This window comes from Mesorhizobium sp. B2-4-1 (genome assembly GCF_006442185.1).
Taxonomy (GTDB): Bacteria; Pseudomonadota; Alphaproteobacteria; order Rhizobiales; family Rhizobiaceae; genus Mesorhizobium.
Genome location: NZ_VFVN01000001.1, coordinates 450,883 through 470,705 on the forward strand (window position 1 = coordinate 450,883; position 19,823 = coordinate 470,705).

The following is a 19,823-nucleotide window of genomic DNA, read 5'->3' on the forward strand; positions in this document are numbered from 1 at the left end:
TGGACCACTCCTCGCCCCCTCAAGGGGGAGATTGGCAGTTTCAACGCTCCGCCAATTCCTGCAACAATGGAGATTGGCGAAGGCGGAGGTGACATTCGATCTCCCCCCTTGAGGGGGAGATGCCCGGCAGGGCAGAGGGGGGCGCCGTAGAATGCCGACCGATAATTTTCACGTCGAGCCGGCCGGCCCGCCCAGCCGCGGCGGCAGCACGTCTTCCGCCGAGATGCTCCGTGCCTCCGAAGGCAGCATGATCGGGATGCCGTCGCGCACGGGATAGGCGAGCTTGGCGGCCCGCGAGATCAGTTCGCCGCGCTCGGGATCCCAGGCCAGCGGCCCCTTGGTCAGCGGGCAAGCCAGCAGCTCCAGCATCCTGGGGTCGACATTCGCTCTCTTTCCGTCACGCCCATCCGCCGCCATCGTGCCCTCTCTCAACATCCTACTGCAGGCTCGAGCCAAAATCCTCGTTCTCGCGCGCCAGCGCAATTTCGGTGATGGCGATCAGCGTTTCGGCGCGGGTCTTGAGATCGGCCGCTTCGAGCAGCGCCTGCTTCTCGGCCGGTCCATAGGGCGCCATCATCGACAGCGCGTTGACCAGCATGGCGTTTTCGGCCCGGCTGACGCTTTCCCAGTCGGCCTCCAGGTCGTTGGCCTGCAGATAGGAGCGGAACGCCCGCAGCAGCGCCGGCCGGTCGACCTCGGCGGCCGCCTGGTCGTCGTCGAGATCGGCGAGAAAGGGGGCGATCTTGCCCTGGCGGAACGGCGTCTTGACCGTCAGTTCATGGGTGACACGGAACCGGCACACGCCCTGCAGCGAAATCAGGTAGCGGCCGTCGCCGGTCTCGGAAAGCGCTATGATGCGGCCGGCGCAGCCGACATTGCAGAGTTCCGGCTCGCCATCGTCGCGCAAGGCGCCGTCGAGGCTGGGCTGGATGACGCCGATCAGCCGGGAGCCGGCGATCGCCTCGTCGACCATCTGCAGGTAGCGCGGCTCGAAGATGTTGAGCGGCATGCGGCCGCCTGGCAGCAGAAGCGCGCCCTCGAGCGGAAAGACCGGGATGGTCGACGGCAGATCCCTGGCGAGCCGGTAGTGAGCGTTTCCCGCTTGCACCTCGTTCCTCCGATCGCTTCGCCTGGGAAGCGCCTCCATGCCGCGATCCGCCTGTCGCTGCCCGGGGTTGTTGGCTTCCCGAGGGAAAGGCGGGCCGGATTCGTCCTATCTGGCGCGGCCGGCGCCGGGTGCAAGCCCCGCGCGACCATTCGGCCGCGCCGGCTCAGGAAAACAGCAGCGACGACAATTTGCGCCGCGCGGCAAGCGTCGCCTCGTCCGTCATGCCCCAGGCCTCGAAGAAGCGCAGCAATTGCGCCTTGGCGCCGTCCTCGTTCCAGCCGCGGTCAGCCTTGATGATGGCCAGGAGATTGTCGGCGGCCGCATCGCGCTCGCCCCTGGCGTTCTGGACCATGGCCAGATCGAAGCGGGCCTGGTGGTCGCCGGGATTCTCAGCCAGCCGGCGCTCGAACTCCGCTGGGTTGCCGAGCTCGGACGCTTGCGCGGCCAAGGCCATCCTGGCGCGCAGCGCGGCCAGCGGCGGCGCATCGGCCTTGGCCTGCGGCGCCCGCGCCAGCATCGCCTCGGCGCCTTCGGTATCACCAGCCTCGAACAGCAATTCGCCCAACCCGGCTATCGCCTCGATCGTCTCCGGCGCCTGCTCGAGCACGGCGTCATAGATGTCGGCCGCCGTCTGCACGTCGCCGGCCGCGCGCGCCTCGGCCGCCGCCGCCAGCGCCTCGGTTACATCAGCCGCACCATTGCCCTTGCCGCCGACCTTGTCGATGAACTGGGCGATCTGGCTCTCGGGGATGGCGCCCATGAAGCCATCGACCGGCTGGCCGTCCTTGAAGGCGATGACCGCGGGAATGGACTGGATGCCGAGCTGGCCGGCGATCGAGGGATGGTCGTCGATGTTCATCTTGACCAGCTTGACCTTGCCGCCGGCGGCGCGGACCGCCTTTTCCAGTTGCGGCGTCAGCTGCTTGCACGGCCCGCACCACGGCGCCCAGAAATCCACCAGCACCGGCTGGCGGCGCGATTCCTGGATGACGTCGGCGGCAAAGGCCGCGGTGGTCGTATCCTTGATGACGTCGCCGGCGGGGGCGGCGCCGGCCGCAGGTTTCTGCGGTTCCGCGCCGCCGCCATACTGCACCGTCGTGGCATACTGGCCGCCGCTGTTGCCAAAGGAGCCGCCAAACGGATTGTTGTCACTCATGTCGTCGCCCTTTCGGTGGCGCCAGCGGATCGGCGCACTGTCCTTGGTTGGAAACCGGTTTCGCCATCCATGTGGCGATCATGCCGAGACTTTCAAGATAGCAGCATCGTGCCCGGTTGCCTCGACGAATCTGACGAGGTCGCCCGATGCGATCGACGTCGTCGCCTCATTGGTCAGCGGATGCGCGTTGATCACCGCATGCCGCATCAGCGCCTCGTCGAGCACGACCTTGACCCTGTGCTGCGTGTCGTTGATCAGGCCAAACACCGTGACTGCGCCCGGGGCGACGCCGAGAAGCTCCTTCAGCATCTCCGGCTTGCCGAAGGAAACGCGGCCGGCGGCGCCGATCACATGATGGATCTGCTTCAGGTCGACGACAGCGTCCTCGCCGACCGTGACCAGGAAGAAGGCGTCCTTCTTGTCCTTCAGGAACAGGTTCTTGGTGTGGCCGCCGGCGATTTCGCCGCGCAGCGCCTGCGAATCGGCGACCGTATAGAGCGGCGGATGGCGTTTCGTCGAAACGGCGATGCCGAGTTCGGCAAGAAAGGCAAAGAGCTCGGCTTCGGTCCTGGGCATGGGGTTCTCGTCTTCGGCTGGTTTCCAGCCATGCCGTTTACGGCCAATGACATGGTCGAGACAAGACCACCGCGCGACGCGGCGCTGAATCCTTCCGGCTGCCGCCGGCGGCCTTGCCGGCCTCGTCCGGCGCATTGAAAAAAGCCTGCGATTTCCCTGTTGCAATCGCCGCGCTCTTCAGCCATATAGGCCCGGCTTGCGGCCCAAAGCCGCGCGAGCGGGTGTAGCTCAGGGGTAGAGCACAACCTTGCCAAGGTTGGGGTCGAGCGTTCGAATCGCTTCACCCGCTCCAAGTTTCCCTCCAGGGGAATCAAGCAATTAAGAGAAAAGCGCCGCCTAGTGCGGCGCTTCTTTTTTGCCCGTAGGTCATTGATATCTCCCACGACTTGGCGAGCCAGAGCACGATCTTTGTCGGCTCGCCACAGCGCTGGTCTGTTAGCGAATCGACAAGCTGACGAACGTCAACCGATCCATACCCGTGGCTGCTTCGCTGCGGATCGATGCAATCCGCCTGACTCGGACCGTCGCATCATCTCCGCTACGCACTGGCCAGAGCGATCGCGATACCCTGTCCGACACCGATGCACATCGTGGCCAGGGCCAGTCGTGCTTTTCGGGACCGCAACTCGAGCGCGGCAGTGCCGGTGATGCGAATGCCCGACATCCCAAGCGGGTGCCCGAGCGCGATCGCTCCGCCGTTCGGGTTCACATGCTCCGCGTCCTCGGGGATCCCGAGTTCGCGGAGCACGGCGATGCTTTGGGAGGCAAATGCTTCATTCAGCTCGATGATATCGAAGTCCGAAGGCGCGATGCCGAGGCGCGCGCAAAGCTTGCGTGTCGCCGGAGCCGGGCCGATCCCCATGATCCGTGGGGCAACCCCGGCCGTCGCGACGCCCAGAATCCGGGCGATCGGTGTGAGCCCGAATGCCTTGACGGAGGCTTCGGACGCGATGATCAGCGCTGCCGCTCCGTCGTTCACGCCAGAAGCGTTGCCCGCTGTGACGGTGCCACCTTCCTTTTTGAACGGCGCTGCAAGCTTGGCGAGCGACTCGGTTGTCGTTCCGGTGCGTGGATGTTCGTCGCGATCGACCACGATAGCATCGCCTTTGCGCTGGGGTACGGTCACCGGAGTGATCTCCAGCGCCAGCCGGCCATTTTCCTGAGCGGCGGCGGTCCTGGCCTGGCTGCGTGCGGCGAAGCCATCCTGATCGGCGCGGCTGACCTTGAAGGCTTCCGCAACGTTTTCACCCGTCTCCGGCATCGAATCGACGCCGTACTGCTTCTTCATCAATGGATTGACGAAGCGCCAACCGATCGTGGTGTCGTAAATCTCGGCGTTGCGCGAGAACGCCTCGCCCGCCTTCGGAAGCACGAACGGCGCGCGGCTCATGGATTCGACGCCACCGGCGATGATCAGGTCGGCTTCGCCGGCCTTGATGGCCCGTGCAGCGATGCCCACGGCGTCCATTCCAGAACCGCACAGGCGGTTGACGGTGCTGCCGGGGACTTCGATCGGCAGTCCAGCCAACAGCGATGACATGCGCGCGACATTGCGGTTGTCCTCGCCTGCCTGGTTGGCGCAGCCAAAGATGATCTCATCCACCGCGGACCAGTCCAGGCCTGGATTGCGGTGCCGCAGCGCTCGCAGCGGCACCGCGCCGAGATCGTCGGCCCGGACCGAGGACAGCGAACCGCCAAACCTGCCGATCGGGGTGCGGATGTAGTCGCAGATGAAGGCCTCGGTCATTCAGAGCTCCGGTGCCGCCAAGGATTTGATTTCGCCATCGACCTTAAGCTCTGCGCCGGTCAGCGCCTGCAATTCATCGAAGCTCATCGCAAGCAGCTTCTCGCGCAGCACGAAACGACAATCGATGATGTCTATGACCGCAAGGCTCGTGTAGACCCTCGTCACGCAGCGCACGCCGGTCAGGGCAAGGCTGCAGGCTTTCACCAGTTTCGGACGACCGTCCTTGGTGACGTGATCGGTGATGACGGCCACGCGTTTTGCTCCGTGCACCAGATCCATGGCACCACCGACCGCTGGTATGCCCTTGGGTCCTGTGCTCCAGTTCGCAAGGTCACCGGTCTCGGCCACCTCGTAGGCGCCGAGAATGGCAACGTCGAGATGTTCGCCACGCACCATCGCGAAGCTGTCGGCATGGTGGAAGAACGAAGCGCCCGGATTGAGCGTGACCGCCTTCTTGCCCGCATTGATCAGATCCCAGTCCTCGTCGCCTGCCGCCGGGGCTTCGCCAAAATTGAGGATGCCGTTTTCGGTGTGGAAGATCGCCCGGCGCCCATGCGGCTGAAAGCTCGCCACCATCTCGGGAAAGCCTATGCCGAGGTTCACATAAGCGCCGTCCTCAATGTCCTGCGCGGCGCGCCATGCAATCTGCGCGTTGGTCAGCTTGACTGTCATGCGTATGCGACCCCTTGGCGGATAAGCGCCTCTTCCTGCATCGGGTTCGAGACCTCGATCACCTGGTCCACGAAGATCCCGGGCGTCACGACCAGCTCGGGATCAATCGCACCCGGCTGGACGATCCGGCGCGCCTGAACGACGGTCGTGCGTGCGGCCATCGCCATCAGCGGCGAGAAGTTGCGTGCCGCCTTCCTGTAGGTGAGGTTACCATGAGGGTCGGCAAGTTCCGCCTTGATGAGGGCCACATCCGCCTTCAGCCAACGTTCCTGCACATAGTGGCGCCCCTCGAACTCGGCCACAGGCTTGCCGGCCGCGAGGTCGGTCCCGTAGCTCGTCGGCGTGTAGAAAGCCGGGATGCCCGCGCCACCGGCGCGGATTCGTTCGGCCAGGGTCCCCTGTGGAACCAGTTCGAGCGCGATTTTCCCGGCGAGGTACCGCTCGGTGAATGCCCGCGGATCGGACGAGCGCGGGAACGAGCAGATCATCTTGGCGACCATGCCATTGTCGATCATGGCGGCGATGCCGATCCGTCCGTTCCCTGCATTGTTGTTGACGATCGTAAGGTTTTTCGGGGCGCCGGTAGCGCGAAAATGGTCAATCAGGGCGTGGATCAGCTCTATCGGAGCACCTGCGCCGCCGAAGCCGCCGATCATGACGGTCATGCCGTCTTGGACGACTGCCACTGCTTCCGCGAGGCTCGCGATTGTCTTGTCCACGTAACCTGCCTTTCCCGGCACCAAGATGGATTTCGCCGCCACACGTATCGGCAGACGAGATCTTTCGGCAAGCCGGCTTGTGCGATATCATTCGTTTGTTGACATATCGCACAAGGTGAATGGATGCCCATTTCCGAACGAGACACGATGGGTGGCTTGGCCAAGGGGTTGTCCGTCATAGAGACGTTCACGGTGGAACGGCCACGGCAGTCGATCACGGACGTCGCGAATGCGTCCGGTCTCGACAGGGCGACAGCCAGACGCTGTCTCCTTACGCTTTCCCATCTCGGCTACGCCGACTACGACGGAAAGTTCTTCACGCTCACTCCGCGCGTGTTGAGGCTCGGGACAGCCTGTCTGGCAACCATGCCGCTGCCGCATCTGGTGCAGCCTTTGCTGGATGACCTTTCGGAGCGGCTCGGCGAAAGCTCGTCCGTCTCGATTCTGGACGGCACCGACGTCGTTTACGTCGCGCGCGCGGCGCAGCGAAAGGTGATGTCGATCGCGCTGATGCCCGGCTCGCGGCTTCCGGCATACTGCACTTCCATGGGGCGCGTGCTCCTGGCAGCCATGCCTCCGGAACGCGCTGCACATCTTCTATCTTCCCATGCCCTGCCGGCGCGGACTGCTCACACCTTGACTGACCCCGACACCATCCTTGCGGAGTTGGGGCGGGTGCGGACGCAAGGGTTCGCGTTGATCGATCAGGAGGTCGAGCTCGGATTGCGCTCGATCGCCGTGCCGTTGATGACCGTGCGCGGGACGGTGATCGCAGCCGTGAACGTTGGCGTTGCGGCGACACAAGTGGGTGTCGGCAATCTCGTTGCGCTCTACCTGGAGCCGTTGCGTGCACTCCAAGCTGAACTGCGGGCAGTGCTGCGTTAGGGCGCTGCCATGGAGGGAATTAGCGTCCAAGTCGCTCGAGATAGGAGAGCATGTTCCCACCCATGATCTTGTCGATGGAAGATCAAGGTCGCGGATCGGAGGGTGGGAGCCGGACATTCGCCGCCGTCGAGACGGAGATCGCGAAACTACATTCTCGGTTCAAAGCGCGACGTGTCTTTCGCGCAAGTGACCGGCCTCTCACGCACCGCCCTGTCGCTGATCCGCGGCGGCATTCTTTGCGGCCATAGCCGATCCGTTGTAGGCCTGCATCTGCGCCAGCTTCGCCATGCGCTGGGCGGCCTCCGCGAGCGCTGCGCAATGCTGCTTGAAGTTTTGCTCTATGATCTGACCGTAGGGTCCCGTAAGTCCCACCGCGTATATCACCTCACCGCTCGTCGGCCTTATCGGAAATGCTATCGAGCCCAGGCCCGGAACATGCTCGGCCAGGTCCATGGCGTAACCCTGCTCCCGAACGTCGGCCAATTCCCTGGTCAACTCCGCGATCTTCGTTTTCGTCCGATCGGTGTAGCTGCGCAGCTCCGTCGCCAGGATCCTCTTCACGGTCTCCTGCGGATGAAACGCAAGGATCGCCTTGGCCGAAGCGGTCGCATTTACAGGCATGGCCATGCCCGGCATGACATAGGTCCGGACCGGAGTGTCGGGCGCGACGCAGGTGACCGAGCGCACTTCGGTACCGTCGAACTTCGACAGGAACGCCGACTGGCCGGTGCGGTCGGCCAAATCCTGAAGCGGTCGCTGCGCGAGCGTCGTCAGCCAGCCGCTATCCGGAGACATCTGTAGCAGCTGCAACAGGCGATCGCCGAGACGGTATGTCCGATTGCGAACGCTCTCGGCGGTGATCATCCCGCTTTCGATCAAGGCATGCAGCAGCCTGTTGATCGTGGTTTTGGGCAATCCAAGCGTCGTTTCGAGTTCGATCGCCGTCAGGCCATGCTCGAACGGCGCGACCGTCTCCATGATCGAGATGTAGCGCTCGAGGGGGCTGTCCTTGGCGCTCGGCTTCTTCGACTTCGTATTCAAGGGCACCTACGCCGATCTGACAATTGCAACTGCAAGAAGGTTATCGTTCAAAACAGACATGAGGGGCAAGGTCGGTCCCTTGTTATTCCGCCGCGCCTTGAGCCCGGGGTCTCCGTAGAATAGCCGAACGGCCGCACGCCCTCGATCAATCGGGCTCCGTTAGTACCCGAATCCGGAAATGTCCTCGCAAATTCCGAAATTCGGTATTATCCCCATTTTATGGTCCCCTCGATTGACTCGCAAGCCAAATCCTGATTATCGGACTAAATACCGATTTTCGGAGGAACTTGAAATGGCTGAACTCCCGCGTGTGACCTACTCGAACATCGGAGTGGATTTTTCCCCGGTTCACGCTCACCTCGACGCAATGATCCCGGATTTCGAGAAGAACACACTGGGTCGCGAGTGGTCGACGCCGTTTGCGACTGGCGCTCGGAAAGAGATCCTGAGCCCGATCGACAAGAAGATCTCTCTCGGCAAGTTCCCGGCTTCAACCCCGTCAGACGTCAAGTCGGCGATCCAGGCTGCCCGAGCCGGCGCGAAGGCCTGGAACCGTTCGACGCTGGACGATCGCCTTGCATTCGGCGCCCGCTGGCGAGAGGCGCTGGCGGAGCGGAAGTATGACCTTGGTTTGGCGGCGCTATACGAGATCGGAAAGTCCCGCCTCGAGGCAGTCGGCGAAGCCGAGGAATGCCTCGACATGGTCGAGTACTACGCATCGGAGATGAAGGCGAACAACGGGTTCGTCCGGCCGATGAACATGTTGGTCGAAAACGAGACCGCTACCAGCGTCATGAAGCCCTATGGCGTCTTCGCGGTCATCGCTCCTTTCAACTTTCCGCTCGCCTTGTCGATCGGCATGGTCTCGGGTGCGCTGTTGACAGGCAATGCGGTGGTCTACAAGCCGTCGCCGGGTTGCGCGCTGACCGGACTGCTGATTGCCGAAACGCTTCGCAAGGCGGGATTGCCCGAAGGTGTTTTCAACATCGTGCTTGGCGATGGAGAGGTGGGGCGCCTTCTTGCCACCGACAACGGCATCGACGGCGTTGCATTCACGGGCTCCCATAAGACCGGCATGAGCATCTTCCGTCACATGGCAACGCTGCCCCACATGAAGCCCGTCATCGCCGAAATGGGTGGCAAGAACCCTGCCTACGTGACCAGCAAGGCCGATCTCGACCGTGCGGCGCAGGGAGTGGCGCGCTCCGCTTTCGGCCTGCAAGGCCAGAAGTGCTCCGCATGCTCGGTCGTGTATGTCGACGAGAAGGTCAAGGCGGAATTCATCGAGAAGCTGGTAGCATTCGCCGCAAAGCTGGTGGTCGGAGATCCTCGCAAGGCCGAGACCTTTATGGGCCCTGTCTATGGCGACGCCACAGTCGCCCTTTTCCAGGCCGCACTATCGGAAGTCGAGGGCAAAGGCAAGGTGCATTTTGGGGGCGCCGCCCTGGGCCAGGGCTTTGCGGACAACTACGTCCTGCCGACGGTCGTCGAACTTGATGGTCCGGGCCGGCTGACCCGCGACGAACTCTTCATGCCTTTCGTGGTCGTCCGCGGTTTCGATAGTCTCGATGCCGCGATCGAAGAGGGCAACGACATCGCCTACGGACTATCCGCCGGCATCTTTACCAACGACCAGGAAGAGTTGCGTCACTTCCTCGACACCGCCGAAGCAGGGGTTCTCTACGCCAACCGTGCGAGCGGCGCGACGACGGGTGCATGGCCAGGCGCGCAGCCATTCTGCGGCTGGAAGGGCACCGGGGTCAGCGGCAAGGGCGGTCTCGGCTCGTGGTTCCTGCCACAGTACCTGCGCGAGCAGAGCCACACGATCATGACCAGGTGATCGAAAGAGGTCGCGCTCTTCGCCGCGGCCATCCAAGGCTGTCTCCTTCATCGGTTTACAAGATTATGCGCCACTATCCAGATTCAATGTCGAAATCCCGCGAGATGTTCGAACGGGCCCGCAAGGTCATGCCGGGAGGGAACACCCGGACAACGGTCTTCATCGACCCGTTTCCGATCTATGCCCAGCGCGGCGAGGGCTGCCGCGTCTGGGACGTCGATGGAAACGTCTACTACGACTGCATCAACAATTTCACGGCCATGATCCATGGCTACGGCCATCCCGCCGTCACGGCGGCGGTGGTGGACCAGATGCCCCGGGGATCGGCTTTCGGAGCGCCCACCGAGAGCGAACTTGATCTTGCTGAACTGTTGGTGGAGCGCCTCCCGTCGGTCGAGCAGGTTCGCTTCGCCAACTCCGGCACGGAAGGCGTCATGATGGCGATCAAGGCGGCTCGGGCGTTCACCGAACGGCCGAAGATCGTCAAGATCGAAGGTGCCTACCATGGCTCCTACGACTTCGCGGAAGTCAGCCTGGACAGCTCGCCCGCCAACTGGGGCGACATGCCTGCCTCGACGGCATACGCGAAAGGCACGCCGAAGGGAGTTCTCGACGACGTCATCGCGGTGCCGTTCAACGATACGGAGGCGCTGCGTGCCGTCTTCGACGCGCATGGAGACTCGATAGCGGGTGTTCTGATCGACCCGATGCCGAACCGCGCCGGACTTATTCCCGCGCGGAAGGATTATCTCGACGCGATGGTCGAGATCGCTCATGCCGCCGGCTCGCTGGTGATCTTCGACGAGGTGATCTCGCTCCGCCTTGGCTATTCGGGGGCGCAGGGCCTGTGGAGCATCACGCCCGATCTGACGGCTCTCGGCAAGATCATCGGCGGAGGGTTCCCGGTCGGCGCCGTCGGCGGCCGCGCCGACGTGATGGCGGTGTTCGATCCAACGCGAGGCAAGCCTGCATTGCCGCATGGCGGCACCTTCACCGCGAACCCGGTGACGATGCGAGCCGGTCTGGCGGCGATGCGCGCGTTGACCCCGGCCAGCTTCGCGCATCTGGACGCTATCGGCAGCCTGCTTCGCGACGGCATCACGGCCTCGCTTGCCCGCCATGGCCTCAACGGGCAGTGCGTCGGTCTCGGCTCGCTCTTCAAAGTCCATTTCACGGCGTTGCCGATCACGGACTATCGGTCGGTCTATCCGGGTGCGTCCGAACGCACGAAGCTCGACCTGTTCCACAAGGGTCTGCTCGACCGCGGCGTGCTTTCGGCGAGTTACGGACTCTTCGCGCTTTCCACCTCGATGACCGAGGAAGACGCACGCGAAATCCTTTCCGCAATCGACGGCGCCCTCGCAGCAATCGCGGCGAAGCAATGACGTAGCGCGTCCGGCGCCGGATCCATCCGGCACGGGACGACGCAGCAACAGATGGAAGTCACATGACAGCTTCTCCTCACGTCGTCGTCATCGGTGCAGGCACCCTCGGCATGTGCTCTGCGCACGCGCTCGCGGAACAGGGCGCTCGCGTCACCGTCATCGACGCACAATCCATTGCGTCAGGATCCAGCGGCCGCTCGGTCGGCGTCGTTGGCACACAGCTGACGGATTCGTTCGATATCCAGCTCCGCATGCAATCCGTGCAGCGCATCCGTCGATGGCAGGAGCGCCTCGGTCTCGGCTTCAACCCTATCGGCTATCTGCGTCTGGCGCGCACCTCCGAGCAGATGGAACTGTTCGCCCGCTCGGTGGAGATCCAGCGCGATGCCGGCTTCAGGTCCAGGGTCTACCAGGCGAGCGAGCTCCAGCAGCTCGTGCCGCACTTGAGTTCAGATGGGCTCGAAGGCGGCATCTTCGGGCCGGACGACGGCTTCCTCGATCCCCACGAAATGTGCACGTTGCTGGCGCAAGAGGTGAAGAAGCTCGGCTCCGAGGTTTTCCAGTTCCGCAAGCTGCTTGGTGTCGCGCGGACATCCGGTGGCTATCGGTTGGACACCAGCAAGGGTCCGATCGGCTGCGACTTCGTCGTGAACGCGGCAGGCGCCTGGGCGCCACGCGTTGCCGAGATGCTTGGACAGACGCTTCACATCCACCCCGAGCGCCACGAGGCGCTGACAATCCACCTGGACGCGCCGCTCCCCTACACAATGCCGATGGTCATGGATCTGGTGAACGGGCAGGGCACCGGACTCAACTTTCGGCACGAGAAAGCGAGCGAGCTCATCGCCGAGATACACAAGGTAAGTTCGCCCTCGCCCGAGGATCCGGACAATTACAACGAGCAGTGCGAGGAAGGGTCCAAGGTCATGCTGGCCGAGATGCTGATCGAGCGCGTGCCTGATCTGCCGGGCGCCCGGCTCGGCCGGGGCTGGGCAGGCCTCTACCCTGTCACCGCCGACCACCGTCCCCATGTCGGACCAGTCGATCAGTCCGAGCCCGGTCTGATCACCGCGGCCGGTGCGGGCGGCTACGGGATCCAGCTCGCGCCGGTGATAGGCCTGATCGTCGCGGACTGGGTGCTCAAGGGCTCTCCCGCATCGATCCCAGGCACCGAGAGTCTCGCTCCAACTCCGGAAAGAAACGTCCCCGCCGTACATACTGCGGCGGCTTGACCAGTAGGACACCGGCGTTAGCGCAAGGACAAAGAAGCCATGCCCGAGGCAGAAAACATCGTCCGCATCAAGAACATCAACGTGATCTATGGCGGCCATCACGCCGTGAAAAACGTCTCGCTCGACATTACGCGCGGCGAGGTCGTGGCGATCGTCGGACCCAGCGGCGCGGGGAAGAGCACGCTGCTGCGTGCGATCAACATGCTCGAACAGCCGTCATCCGGTACCCTCGAAGTGGGCGCCATCCGGTTTTCGGTCGACCGCAATCTGTCCGCCGGAGAGCTGTTGAGGCTCCGACGTTCCACCGGGATGGTTTTCCAGTCCTTCAACCTGTTTCCGCACATGACCGTGCAGCGCAACATTTCGCTGCCGCAGATGCGGGTTCTGGGGCGCACCAGGGAGCAGGCGGACGCGCGCACCGCCCAATTGCTCGAACGCGTACACCTTACGGACAAGGCGCACTCCTACCCGGCGCGCCTGTCGGGTGGCCAGCAGCAGCGTATCGCGATCGCACGCGCCCTGGCTCTTGACCCCAAGGTGATGCTCTTCGACGAACCCACGAGCGCCCTGGATCCCGAACTCGGGCTTGAGGTGTTGGCCGTGATGCGCGAGCTCGCCCAGGAAGGCATGACAATGATCATCGTCACGCACGAGATCGCCTTTGCCGCAGACGTCGCCGACCGCGTGATCGTCATGGCCAATGGAGAGATCATCGAGCAGGGTCCGCCTGATGCCGTGATCCGCAACCCGTCGTCGCCGCGCACGCGGCAGTTCTTCCGTGCCGTGGTCGATCGCAGATGATCGACCTGCTGGTTTCACTGCTCAGAGGCGTTCCGGCCACGCTGCTGGTGACCTTCGGCGCTTTCGCAGTCGGGGCCATCGCAGCCGTGCCGCTGGTGCTGATGCGACGTTCCCGGTGGCTCCTTCTAAGCATGCCGGCGCGCATATACATCGACGTTGTCCGGGGAATCCCGCCGATCGTCTGGCTGTTCATTATCTTCTTCGGATTGGGCAGCGGAGTGATCGTTCTCAGTTCCTATCAGGCTGCCATCCTGGGTATGGGGCTGGTATCAACGGCCTATCTCGCTGAAATCTACAGGGGTGGCTTCCTGGCCCTCTCGAAGGGCCAGCGGGAGGCGTCCACGGCGCTCGGTATGACGCGCCTGGATACGCTGCGCTACATCCTGGCGCCGCAGGTCCTGCGCGTCTCGGTTCCGCCCATGGCGACCTTTCTTGTCAGCCTGCTCAAAGACACGACCGTGGCCTCCACGATCGGTGTCCGCGACGTGATGATGTACGCATCGCAGCAGGCCCAAGGCGGAGGCGGCAGCTTCATGCCGTTCATTTTCGCTGCGCTTCTCTACATCGCGCTGTCGATACCCGTTGTCGTGTTGGCACGCGCCGTGGACGAGCGGCTGCGCTCAAGAGGGCAAGCGAAATGAGCGAGATGCTGGCCAACTGGCTGGACTGGTCCCCCCAGCTTTTCCAAGGAGTTCTTGTCAGTCTCCAGTTGGCGGGCCTGGCGCTGCTGTTCGGATTGCCTATCGGTCTCGTTCTTGCGCTTGCCTCCTCCTCTGGAAACAGGCTCGTCCGCTATTTCGCGGTGGTACTGGTCGAGATCGGGCGCGGCGCGCCTGCACTCGTCGTCCTGCAGATGGTCTACTATGGATTGCCTGCTTCGGGGATGACCGTAAGTGCCTTCACCTCTGGCGTGATTGCGTTGGCGCTAACGACAGGCGCCTACACCAGCGAGATCCTTCGGGCCGGTCTGAACGCGGTTCCGCATTGTGAGATCGAGGCGGGCTTGGCGCTCGGCATGACCCGCCGGGACATCCTGCGCTTCGTGGTGGTCCCCCAGGGAATCCTGTTCGCAATACCCGCGCTGATGGGCTTTGCCATTCTCATCTTCCAGGCGACGGCCCTTACATACACGATCGCCATCCCCGAACTTCTGGCGCGCGCCTATCGCGTGGGTGCGGCCACCTACCTCTACCTCGATGTCCTGATCCTGGCGGGCCTGTTCTACCTCGCCATCACCGTCCCGTTCGGGTGGCTGGTCTCGTACACCGAACGTAGGCTGGGCAGCCATCTCGGCTGACCTGCAATCAAAAACCATCAATGTCAGAGGAGAGCAAAGTGAAAAATTGGAGTAAGATCATCTCGGCCGCAGCCATTGCCACGGCCATGGGTGCCAGCGTCGCGTCCGCACAGGATTGCAAGCCGGAGCATGCTTTCGAAACCGTGTCGGCGGGCAAACTCACCGTCGCGCTCACCAACACCGCTCCGTATTCGCTCGAAAAAGACGGCGGCATCGCGGGTATCGACGGCGATCTCGTGAAGCGTTTTGCCAAGGAGAATTGCCTCGAGATCACGTATGAGATCTTCACATATCCAGGCGCGGTTTCCGCAGTTCAGTCGCGGCGCGCGGACATTGCGCTTGGCGGCTTCTATCGTACCGCCGCCCGCGCGAAGGTCGTCGCTCTGTCCACGCCGGTCTATCTCGACCAACTGTCCGTCACCTCGACCGACGGCATTGATACCGTCGACGGTCTGCTGGGCAAGAAGGTCGGCACCGTGGAAGGATATCTGTGGGTCCAGGACATGGAGAAGCTCTACGAAGGCTCCAAGACCTATCCATCGTCGCTGAACCTCGCCCAGGATCTTCATGCCGGTCGTATTGAGGCGGCGCTCGACGGCTTCGGCTCCGCTGTCATTCAGAACGAAGGGCAGAACTACGAGGTGCATGTCCTGAAGCCGGATCCGCGCATCGATGCGACCATGAACCCGTCGCAGACCGCCTTCCTGCTGGACAAGAGCAATGAGGGCTTCGTTAAGGCGGTCGACGCTTCGCTCGATGTCTACCGCAAGAACGGCGCTATCGCCGAAGCGCTCAAGGCTTACGGGCTGGATCCGTCAGCCGCAGATGTCGGTGAAGCCCGCGTCATCGAGTAAGCCGCTGGTATGAAGGGCCGCCCTGCCTGCCCCCGCTTCTAGGAAGAAAACCAGATGCGGCGGGCGGCCTGTACGTTTGCCGCGCGGCTGCAATTCGCGAGCAGAATTTCGTAGTGCACCCCGAGTCTGAGACGCGAAAGGGGTAACAGTTCTTCACTAAGGAGAGCTGATGAGGAAAGAAGACCTGGGGTGCATTACAGCGCACCACAGATCCCTCCGGTCACATAAGGTTACAGCGAGGAACGGTACCGGTTCAGGCTCGTTAGCCCTGCATCCAATCCATCATGGAGAAAAACGATGCAGGATATTTCCGGCAAGCGCGTCGCCATCCTTGCGACGAATGGTTTTGAACAGTCCGAGCTTGAGGTGCCGCTGAACAAGCTGCGCCAGGCCGGCGCCGAGGTCGAAATCGTGTCGCTCGAAAGCGGCAAGATCAAGGGCTGGGACCACAGGGATTGGGGCCGCGAAGTTCCGGTCGACAAGACCTTGGACGAGGCCCGTGCCGATGCCTACGATGCGATCGTTCTGCCCGGCGGCGTCATCAATCCCGACCTCTTGCGGGTCGAGCGCAAGGCGCTGGATTTCATCAGTTCGTTCTGGTCGGCCAACAAGGTCGTCGGCGCGATCTGCCATGCGCCCTGGCTTCTGGTCGAGACCGGGATCATCAAAGCCCGCCGCGTCACATCCTACAAGTCGATCAAGACCGACGTGATCAATGCCGGCGGCCTGTGGCAAGACAGCGAGGTCGTCACCGACCAGGGGCTGGTCACCAGTCGCAATCCCGGCGATCTCGACGCCTTCTGCGACAAGCTCACGGAAGAGATCAGGGAAGGGCGGCACGACAGGCGGGCCGCGGCTTAGCGCCGAACCTTGTTCACCAGCCGCGCCGCGAAGGATCTCGGCATGGGTTGTTCAGGCGCTCTTCGCCCCCTCCGCCTTGCGCAGCGACGCCTGATGCACCAGCGACGTCCAGCTGTTGGTCGAGGCAAGGTGGCAGTAGAGCAGGCTGAGCGCGCCTGACTTTCTCAGGTCGAGGAAGGCCTCGTCGCTCAATCTGTTGAAGGCGGCCTCGTCTATCACCTGGAAATCGGTGAGGTTCAGCACCTCGCCTCCTTCCAGCGTCACCTTGCTCTGGCGCGGCGCGAACAGGGCATGCGCGTCGATCTTGTCGACCATCTCGCGGGTCGCCCTGAAGTCGATCTGGAACTGGTTGCAGAAGGCGAGCGCCTGCTTCGTCGCCTCGGTCGCCTCGTTACCGCTGAAGAACGGCAGCACCTTGTCGTCGCGGAACGGCGCCAGCAGCTGGTCGATGACGCGCTCGCTCGCCCGGTCGACGCACAGCGTCAGCCGGCCGGGCTGCTTGGGATCGTCGGCGAGAATGAAGGGATAGCGGCGGACATAGGCGGGGATGTAGTGCGGCCCGGCCCAGTTGCCGTCGGCGTCGACGAACAGGTTCTCGTCCTGGCGCAGGCCGGTGATGATGACGGGCGCCTTGGCGGTGCCGATGAAAACGATCGGGTAGGAGCGCATCGCCGCCGGCATTTCCGAGGCCACCACCGGGATAGCATGCGCCGAGCGGGCGAAGGAGAAATCGCTGCGCGCCGTCAGGCCGAGTGAACCGTGCCGCGCCGGATTGAGCGCCTCGGGCCTGGAATAGAACAGCGGCAAGGCCTCGCCCGCCGTTTCCGTCTTCGCACCGGTGTCAGCCATGTGTCCGTTTTCCTCCTCGCGCCGGCCAACCAGGCCGGCCCGTCCAGCATTGAATTCCCAAAGCGGGGTCTGTTCTTGTCGCGCCGGCCTTGCTTCGAAGCAATCCTGCGCAGGGACAAAGTACTACAGCGTCGCCGGCGCGCATAAAAGGACACGCGCTGCTGTATTTCGGCGTTTGCGCCCTAATCGCCTTGCGGGACGCCCCGCAACCATGCCGGCCCTGGAGCGGTTCACCGTTTCGCGGAAACGGCGAGCCGCGCTATCTCTTTGTTTTTGCGCAATTCCCCAGGGAAAGCGCTGCGCGCTTTTCCCGGGAAGACCGTACACACTTTTCCTGGAATGGCTCTATGGACAGCTTGCCGCGAAGCGGCGACAGTGGCCTCGCATGGCAAAATCCGGGAGCCGTAGCGGTCTTGCGTCCGGAAATTGCGAGGATATGAGGAACCGGAGCGGGTCTGCCCTTGGCCGCCCGCTCAGCAAGCGCTTTGAGGCGGGGTGGCATGGCGTCGGCATCGGATTTCGAACAGGCGGTCGGACAGGCATTCACCGTCGAGGCCGGCGGCAGGCAGATCGCGCTCGAATTGAGCGCGGTCAACCGCATCGCCTCCAGCCCGCGCCCGGGCGGCGGTTTCTCGCTGCTGTTCAAGGGTCCGCGCGAAACCGCGCTGCCGCAGGCGACTTACCGCTTCGCCGGCAGTGGCGCGACCCACGATATCTTCATCGTGCCCGTGGCCGCCGACGCTACGGGGCGGCTGTATGAGGCGGTGTTCAATTAGAGTTTGGAAGCAGGCGTGAGCGCAGCAGCGGTGCGATTTGTGAGACGCTGGCGCGAAGGATCGATACCGAACAAGCACCGCCGAATTGTGCGACGACCGGAACAGGATTCTCGGCCCGGGAATGACGAAGCGGATGGCGTCCCCGTTCACCCACTGTCTGCGCCACCCCGCTGTGGCGCGCACGCCATCAGATCATAGACGCCCTTGTCCTCGATCACCGCGAAGCCGAGCTCGAGATAGAGCCGCCTGGCCGGATTGTTCTTCTCGACATGGATCGATGCCGATTTGCCCGATGACCATGCCTCGTCGATGAGGTCGCGCAGCAGTGCGGCGCCGTGGCCCTTGCGGCGATGGGCCGGCAGCAAGGCGATGTCGATGATGCGGTGCTGACTCGGCCAGCGCTCGATGTAGAGGCGGCCCATGGGCTGTCCGGCCCGCTCCACCACCAGCCAGTCGGCCTCGGGATAATGCTTGCGGTAATGCGCGTGCTGCGCCTGGAATTGCATGTCGAGGAAGGCGGCTTTCTGCGCCTCGTTCCAGTCCGTCACGGCGAGCTCTTCCATGCGCGTCGAGGCGTAGAGCCGCGCCAGGAACGGCATGTCGGCCTCCGCGGCGGGGCGGAAAGCGAGGCCGGCCTGCCGCGACCGCGGCCAGGCCGGGAGCCGCTGCGCCTGTTTCGCTTCTGTCACGCTGCCTGACGTCACACCGGCGGCGTCAGGTCGCGCACCACGGTAATCTGCTTGAGGTTGCTGGTGGCCAGCGCCGTCCAGGTCCACTCCCATTCCGAACTGTCCATGGCCATCTGATTGATGGTCCACAGACCATTCGTGCCGTCGTTCTGGATCATCATCGAGAACAAGGCAAGACGGCCATCGGCATTGTAGTCGAGCGACAGGCGGGTGTTGGCGCCGGAGGCGTTGAAATCGCGCCATCCCGACCAGTTCTGGGTGGCGGCGTCGTATTGGGCGTTGAAGGAGTGAACATGCTGCTGGTCGGAGGCGACCAGCATGATGTCGCCGTCGCCCTGGATGCCGGCGCAGAGCGTATATTTGGGAACCCTGCTGTAGCCGGGCGTCGCCCAGGCCGTCCAGGTGTCGGAGCCTGCCGGCAATTGCTTGGTGTGCAGGACCTGGCCCTGCTGCGTCATGGCAAACAGATTGGTGCCGCCCAGCGGACCGATGATAGGCGCCATTTCCGTGAAGGGGTAGCCGGCGTCGATCTGCACCCATGGCGTCCAGTCGGCGACCGTCAGCGCCTGGGCCTTGGCCTGCTGGCAACGGTAGAGGTTGAGCCCGGAATTGATGCCGAACAGGGTGATGCGGCCGTCAGCCTGGCGCAATGCGGTGATCGCCACAAGCTGGCCTGTGAGCTGAATCCAGGCGCTCCACGGCTGGGCAGGCGGCCTGAGCTCGTCGACGGTGACGACGATCGGTGTCGTCGTGCCGGGCGGCGTGATGGTCTTCTGCACCTGCACGATCACATCCGGGTTCTGGTAGATCCACCAGACGCGGCCCAGATTGTCGGTGAGGAAGATCTCGATGCGGCCATCGGCATCGCGCGCCATGGAAAGCTTCTGGTAGCTGAAGGCGCCGGGCGGCGCGCCGATGCCGACAGGCGCGGTCCATTTGTCGATCGGGCCGATCTGGTTGGCATCCTCGGTGATGAAGGACAGGCTGGTGGTGCCCGAAGGCTGCGCGACCACGGCGACGCGACCATCCTTGGTGAGACCCGCGGTCATGATCACCCAGGCGCCGGGCGCGATGACAGACCAGGCCGACGGCCATGGTCCGTTCGGCGATGTCTGTGCCTTCTGGATCAATTGTCCCTTGGCCGAATCGATGCCGACGACCATCAGCCGCGACAATTCGAAAAACGTCGCGCCGGCCGGCATGTGCTGGTAGGCCGGCGCAGTACCGGGTCGCCGCGAGCGAGCGCCCTCGCGGGCCTTGGAGGCGGTCCTTGGCACTGCTGCCGGCGTCTTGGCCGTGGGGGCCTTCGATTTTGGTTCTGCTGTCTTGGCCATG

The 19,823-nt window shown here is 63.5% G+C and carries 21 protein-coding genes and 1 tRNA gene; 11 read left to right on the top strand and 11 right to left on the bottom strand.

Annotated features, from left to right (window positions below):
* Positions 1–168: 168 nt before the first annotated feature.
* The 4 genes from FJ949_RS02305 to FJ949_RS02320 all read right to left on the bottom strand — a co-directional run bounded on the left by FJ949_RS02305 (position 169) and on the right by FJ949_RS02320 (position 2,840).
* Positions 169–417, bottom strand: coding sequence for a Trm112 family protein (locus FJ949_RS02305; RefSeq protein ID WP_140491990.1), 249 nt, complete (start codon positions 415–417; stop codon positions 169–171).
* A 19-nt stretch (positions 418–436) separates the two neighbouring features.
* Positions 437–1,108, bottom strand: a complete 672-nt coding sequence (locus FJ949_RS02310; protein ID WP_140491993.1) for an LON peptidase substrate-binding domain-containing protein — start codon at positions 1,106–1,108, stop codon at positions 437–439.
* Between the two features lie 163 nt (positions 1,109–1,271).
* The gene (gene trxA, locus FJ949_RS02315) at positions 1,272–2,264 is read right to left on the bottom strand and encodes a thioredoxin (protein WP_140491997.1); all 993 of its coding nucleotides are present in this window, start codon (positions 2,262–2,264) and stop codon (positions 1,272–1,274) included.
* Between the two features lie 78 nt (positions 2,265–2,342).
* Positions 2,343–2,840 carry a prolyl-tRNA synthetase associated domain-containing protein gene (locus tag FJ949_RS02320; RefSeq protein WP_140492000.1) on the bottom strand — a complete coding sequence of 166 codons (498 nt, stop codon included), beginning with the start codon at positions 2,838–2,840 and terminating at the stop codon, positions 2,343–2,345.
* 217 nt (positions 2,841–3,057) lie between these two features.
* Between FJ949_RS02320 and FJ949_RS02325 the strand changes: the two genes are divergently transcribed.
* Positions 3,058–3,132, top strand: a tRNA-Gly gene (locus FJ949_RS02325).
* 246 nt (positions 3,133–3,378) lie between these two features.
* Here FJ949_RS02325 and pcaF read toward each other — a convergent pair.
* Genes pcaF through FJ949_RS02340 form a run of 3 tightly spaced genes read right to left on the bottom strand, consistent with a single transcriptional unit; the run spans position 3,379 to position 5,978 of the window.
* Complete coding sequence (gene pcaF, locus FJ949_RS02330; RefSeq protein WP_140492003.1) at positions 3,379–4,587, bottom strand: 3-oxoadipyl-CoA thiolase; 1,209 nt, start codon at positions 4,585–4,587, stop codon at positions 3,379–3,381.
* Complete coding sequence (locus FJ949_RS02335; protein ID WP_140492006.1) at positions 4,588–5,259, bottom strand: 3-oxoacid CoA-transferase subunit B; 672 nt, start codon at positions 5,257–5,259, stop codon at positions 4,588–4,590.
* Positions 5,256–5,978, bottom strand: a complete 723-nt coding sequence (locus FJ949_RS02340) for a 3-oxoacid CoA-transferase subunit A (protein WP_140492009.1) — start codon at positions 5,976–5,978, stop codon at positions 5,256–5,258. Before FJ949_RS02340 ends, FJ949_RS02335 begins: the two co-directional genes overlap by 4 nt.
* 123 nt (positions 5,979–6,101) lie before the next feature.
* Here FJ949_RS02340 and FJ949_RS02345 point away from each other — a divergent pair, with 123 nt between their 5' ends.
* Positions 6,102–6,863 carry an IclR family transcriptional regulator C-terminal domain-containing protein gene (locus FJ949_RS02345; RefSeq protein ID WP_140492012.1) on the top strand — a complete coding sequence of 254 codons (762 nt, stop codon included), beginning with the start codon at positions 6,102–6,104 and terminating at the stop codon, positions 6,861–6,863.
* Positions 6,864–7,061: 198 nt separating this feature from the next.
* Here the strand turns inward: FJ949_RS02345 and FJ949_RS02350 are convergent, their stop codons facing one another.
* Complete coding sequence (locus FJ949_RS02350; protein ID WP_140492015.1) at positions 7,062–7,904, bottom strand: IclR family transcriptional regulator; 843 nt, start codon at positions 7,902–7,904, stop codon at positions 7,062–7,064.
* A gap of 292 nt (positions 7,905–8,196) precedes the next feature.
* Here FJ949_RS02350 and FJ949_RS02355 point away from each other — a divergent pair, with 292 nt between their 5' ends.
* The 8 genes from FJ949_RS02355 (at position 8,197) to FJ949_RS02390 (ending at position 16,174) form a co-directional block, all read left to right on the top strand.
* Complete coding sequence (locus tag FJ949_RS02355; RefSeq protein ID WP_140492020.1) at positions 8,197–9,744, top strand: aldehyde dehydrogenase family protein; 1,548 nt, start codon at positions 8,197–8,199, stop codon at positions 9,742–9,744.
* A gap of 86 nt (positions 9,745–9,830) precedes the next feature.
* Positions 9,831–11,129: an aspartate aminotransferase family protein gene (locus tag FJ949_RS02360; protein ID WP_224618152.1), complete on the top strand. Its 1,299-nt coding sequence runs from the start codon at positions 9,831–9,833 to the stop codon at positions 11,127–11,129.
* A gap of 62 nt (positions 11,130–11,191) precedes the next feature.
* On the top strand, positions 11,192–12,361 hold the full coding sequence (locus FJ949_RS02365) for an FAD-binding oxidoreductase (RefSeq protein ID WP_140492026.1): 1,170 nt from the start codon (positions 11,192–11,194) through the stop codon (positions 12,359–12,361).
* Between the two features lie 39 nt (positions 12,362–12,400).
* On the top strand, positions 12,401–13,162 hold the full coding sequence (locus FJ949_RS02370; RefSeq protein WP_263483292.1) for an amino acid ABC transporter ATP-binding protein: 762 nt from the start codon (positions 12,401–12,403) through the stop codon (positions 13,160–13,162).
* Positions 13,159–13,803 (top strand): amino acid ABC transporter permease, encoded by a 645-nt coding sequence (locus FJ949_RS02375; protein ID WP_140492029.1) that lies wholly within the window; start codon positions 13,159–13,161, stop codon positions 13,801–13,803. Before FJ949_RS02370 ends, FJ949_RS02375 begins: the two co-directional genes overlap by 4 nt.
* Positions 13,800–14,459 carry an amino acid ABC transporter permease gene (locus FJ949_RS02380; protein WP_140492032.1) on the top strand — a complete coding sequence of 220 codons (660 nt, stop codon included), beginning with the start codon at positions 13,800–13,802 and terminating at the stop codon, positions 14,457–14,459. Before FJ949_RS02375 ends, FJ949_RS02380 begins: the two co-directional genes overlap by 4 nt.
* A gap of 38 nt (positions 14,460–14,497) precedes the next feature.
* Positions 14,498–15,313, top strand: a complete 816-nt coding sequence (locus FJ949_RS02385) for a transporter substrate-binding domain-containing protein (protein WP_181170855.1) — start codon at positions 14,498–14,500, stop codon at positions 15,311–15,313.
* A gap of 297 nt (positions 15,314–15,610) precedes the next feature.
* Positions 15,611–16,174 carry a type 1 glutamine amidotransferase domain-containing protein gene (locus FJ949_RS02390; protein ID WP_140492038.1) on the top strand — a complete coding sequence of 188 codons (564 nt, stop codon included), beginning with the start codon at positions 15,611–15,613 and terminating at the stop codon, positions 16,172–16,174.
* A 51-nt stretch (positions 16,175–16,225) separates the two neighbouring features.
* On the opposite strand, the gene FJ949_RS02395 is transcribed toward FJ949_RS02390, so the two are convergent.
* Positions 16,226–17,023, bottom strand: a complete 798-nt coding sequence (locus FJ949_RS02395) for a SapC family protein (RefSeq protein ID WP_140492041.1) — start codon at positions 17,021–17,023, stop codon at positions 16,226–16,228.
* Between the two features lie 500 nt (positions 17,024–17,523).
* On the opposite strand from FJ949_RS02395, the gene FJ949_RS02400 reads away from it, so the two are divergent.
* On the top strand, positions 17,524–17,799 hold the full coding sequence (locus FJ949_RS02400; protein WP_140492044.1) for a hypothetical protein: 276 nt from the start codon (positions 17,524–17,526) through the stop codon (positions 17,797–17,799).
* A gap of 146 nt (positions 17,800–17,945) precedes the next feature.
* On the opposite strand, the gene FJ949_RS02405 is transcribed toward FJ949_RS02400, so the two are convergent.
* Together FJ949_RS02405 and FJ949_RS02410 are read right to left on the bottom strand one after the other, a co-directional pair.
* The gene (locus tag FJ949_RS02405; RefSeq protein ID WP_246679994.1) at positions 17,946–18,488 is read right to left on the bottom strand and encodes a GNAT family N-acetyltransferase; all 543 of its coding nucleotides are present in this window, start codon (positions 18,486–18,488) and stop codon (positions 17,946–17,948) included.
* Positions 18,489–18,499: 11 nt separating this feature from the next.
* Positions 18,500–19,822 carry a hypothetical protein gene (locus tag FJ949_RS02410; protein ID WP_140492050.1) on the bottom strand — a complete coding sequence of 441 codons (1,323 nt, stop codon included), beginning with the start codon at positions 19,820–19,822 and terminating at the stop codon, positions 18,500–18,502.
* Position 19,823 lies beyond the last annotated feature (1 nt).

What these genes read in the sequence shown, in the direction of transcription:
- FJ949_RS02320 (WP_140492000.1), bottom strand. Translation starts at nt 2,840, where the DNA reads ATGCCCAGGACCGAAGCCGAGCTCTTTGCCTTTCTTGCCGAACTCGGC.
- FJ949_RS02390 (WP_140492038.1), top strand. Translation starts at nt 15,611, where the DNA reads ATGCAGGATATTTCCGGCAAGCGCGTCGCCATCCTTGCGACGAATGGT.
- FJ949_RS02395 (WP_140492041.1), bottom strand. Translation starts at nt 17,023, where the DNA reads ATGGCTGACACCGGTGCGAAGACGGAAACGGCGGGCGAGGCCTTGCCG.
- pcaF (WP_140492003.1), bottom strand. Translation starts at nt 4,587, where the DNA reads ATGACCGAGGCCTTCATCTGCGACTACATCCGCACCCCGATCGGCAGG.
- FJ949_RS02355 (WP_140492020.1), top strand. Translation starts at nt 8,197, where the DNA reads ATGGCTGAACTCCCGCGTGTGACCTACTCGAACATCGGAGTGGATTTT.
- FJ949_RS02345 (WP_140492012.1), top strand. Translation starts at nt 6,102, where the DNA reads ATGCCCATTTCCGAACGAGACACGATGGGTGGCTTGGCCAAGGGGTTG.
- FJ949_RS02400 (WP_140492044.1), top strand. Translation starts at nt 17,524, where the DNA reads ATGGCGTCGGCATCGGATTTCGAACAGGCGGTCGGACAGGCATTCACC.
- FJ949_RS02305 (WP_140491990.1), bottom strand. Translation starts at nt 417, where the DNA reads ATGGCGGCGGATGGGCGTGACGGAAAGAGAGCGAATGTCGACCCCAGG.
- FJ949_RS02365 (WP_140492026.1), top strand. Translation starts at nt 11,192, where the DNA reads ATGACAGCTTCTCCTCACGTCGTCGTCATCGGTGCAGGCACCCTCGGC.
- FJ949_RS02360 (WP_224618152.1), top strand. Translation starts at nt 9,831, where the DNA reads ATGTCGAAATCCCGCGAGATGTTCGAACGGGCCCGCAAGGTCATGCCG.
- FJ949_RS02380 (WP_140492032.1), top strand. Translation starts at nt 13,800, where the DNA reads ATGAGCGAGATGCTGGCCAACTGGCTGGACTGGTCCCCCCAGCTTTTC.
- trxA (WP_140491997.1), bottom strand. Translation starts at nt 2,264, where the DNA reads ATGAGTGACAACAATCCGTTTGGCGGCTCCTTTGGCAACAGCGGCGGC.
- FJ949_RS02370 (WP_263483292.1), top strand. Translation starts at nt 12,401, where the DNA reads ATGCCCGAGGCAGAAAACATCGTCCGCATCAAGAACATCAACGTGATC.
- FJ949_RS02375 (WP_140492029.1), top strand. Translation starts at nt 13,159, where the DNA reads ATGATCGACCTGCTGGTTTCACTGCTCAGAGGCGTTCCGGCCACGCTG.
- FJ949_RS02335 (WP_140492006.1), bottom strand. Translation starts at nt 5,259, where the DNA reads ATGACAGTCAAGCTGACCAACGCGCAGATTGCATGGCGCGCCGCGCAG.
- FJ949_RS02410 (WP_140492050.1), bottom strand. Translation starts at nt 19,822, where the DNA reads ATGGCCAAGACAGCAGAACCAAAATCGAAGGCCCCCACGGCCAAGACG.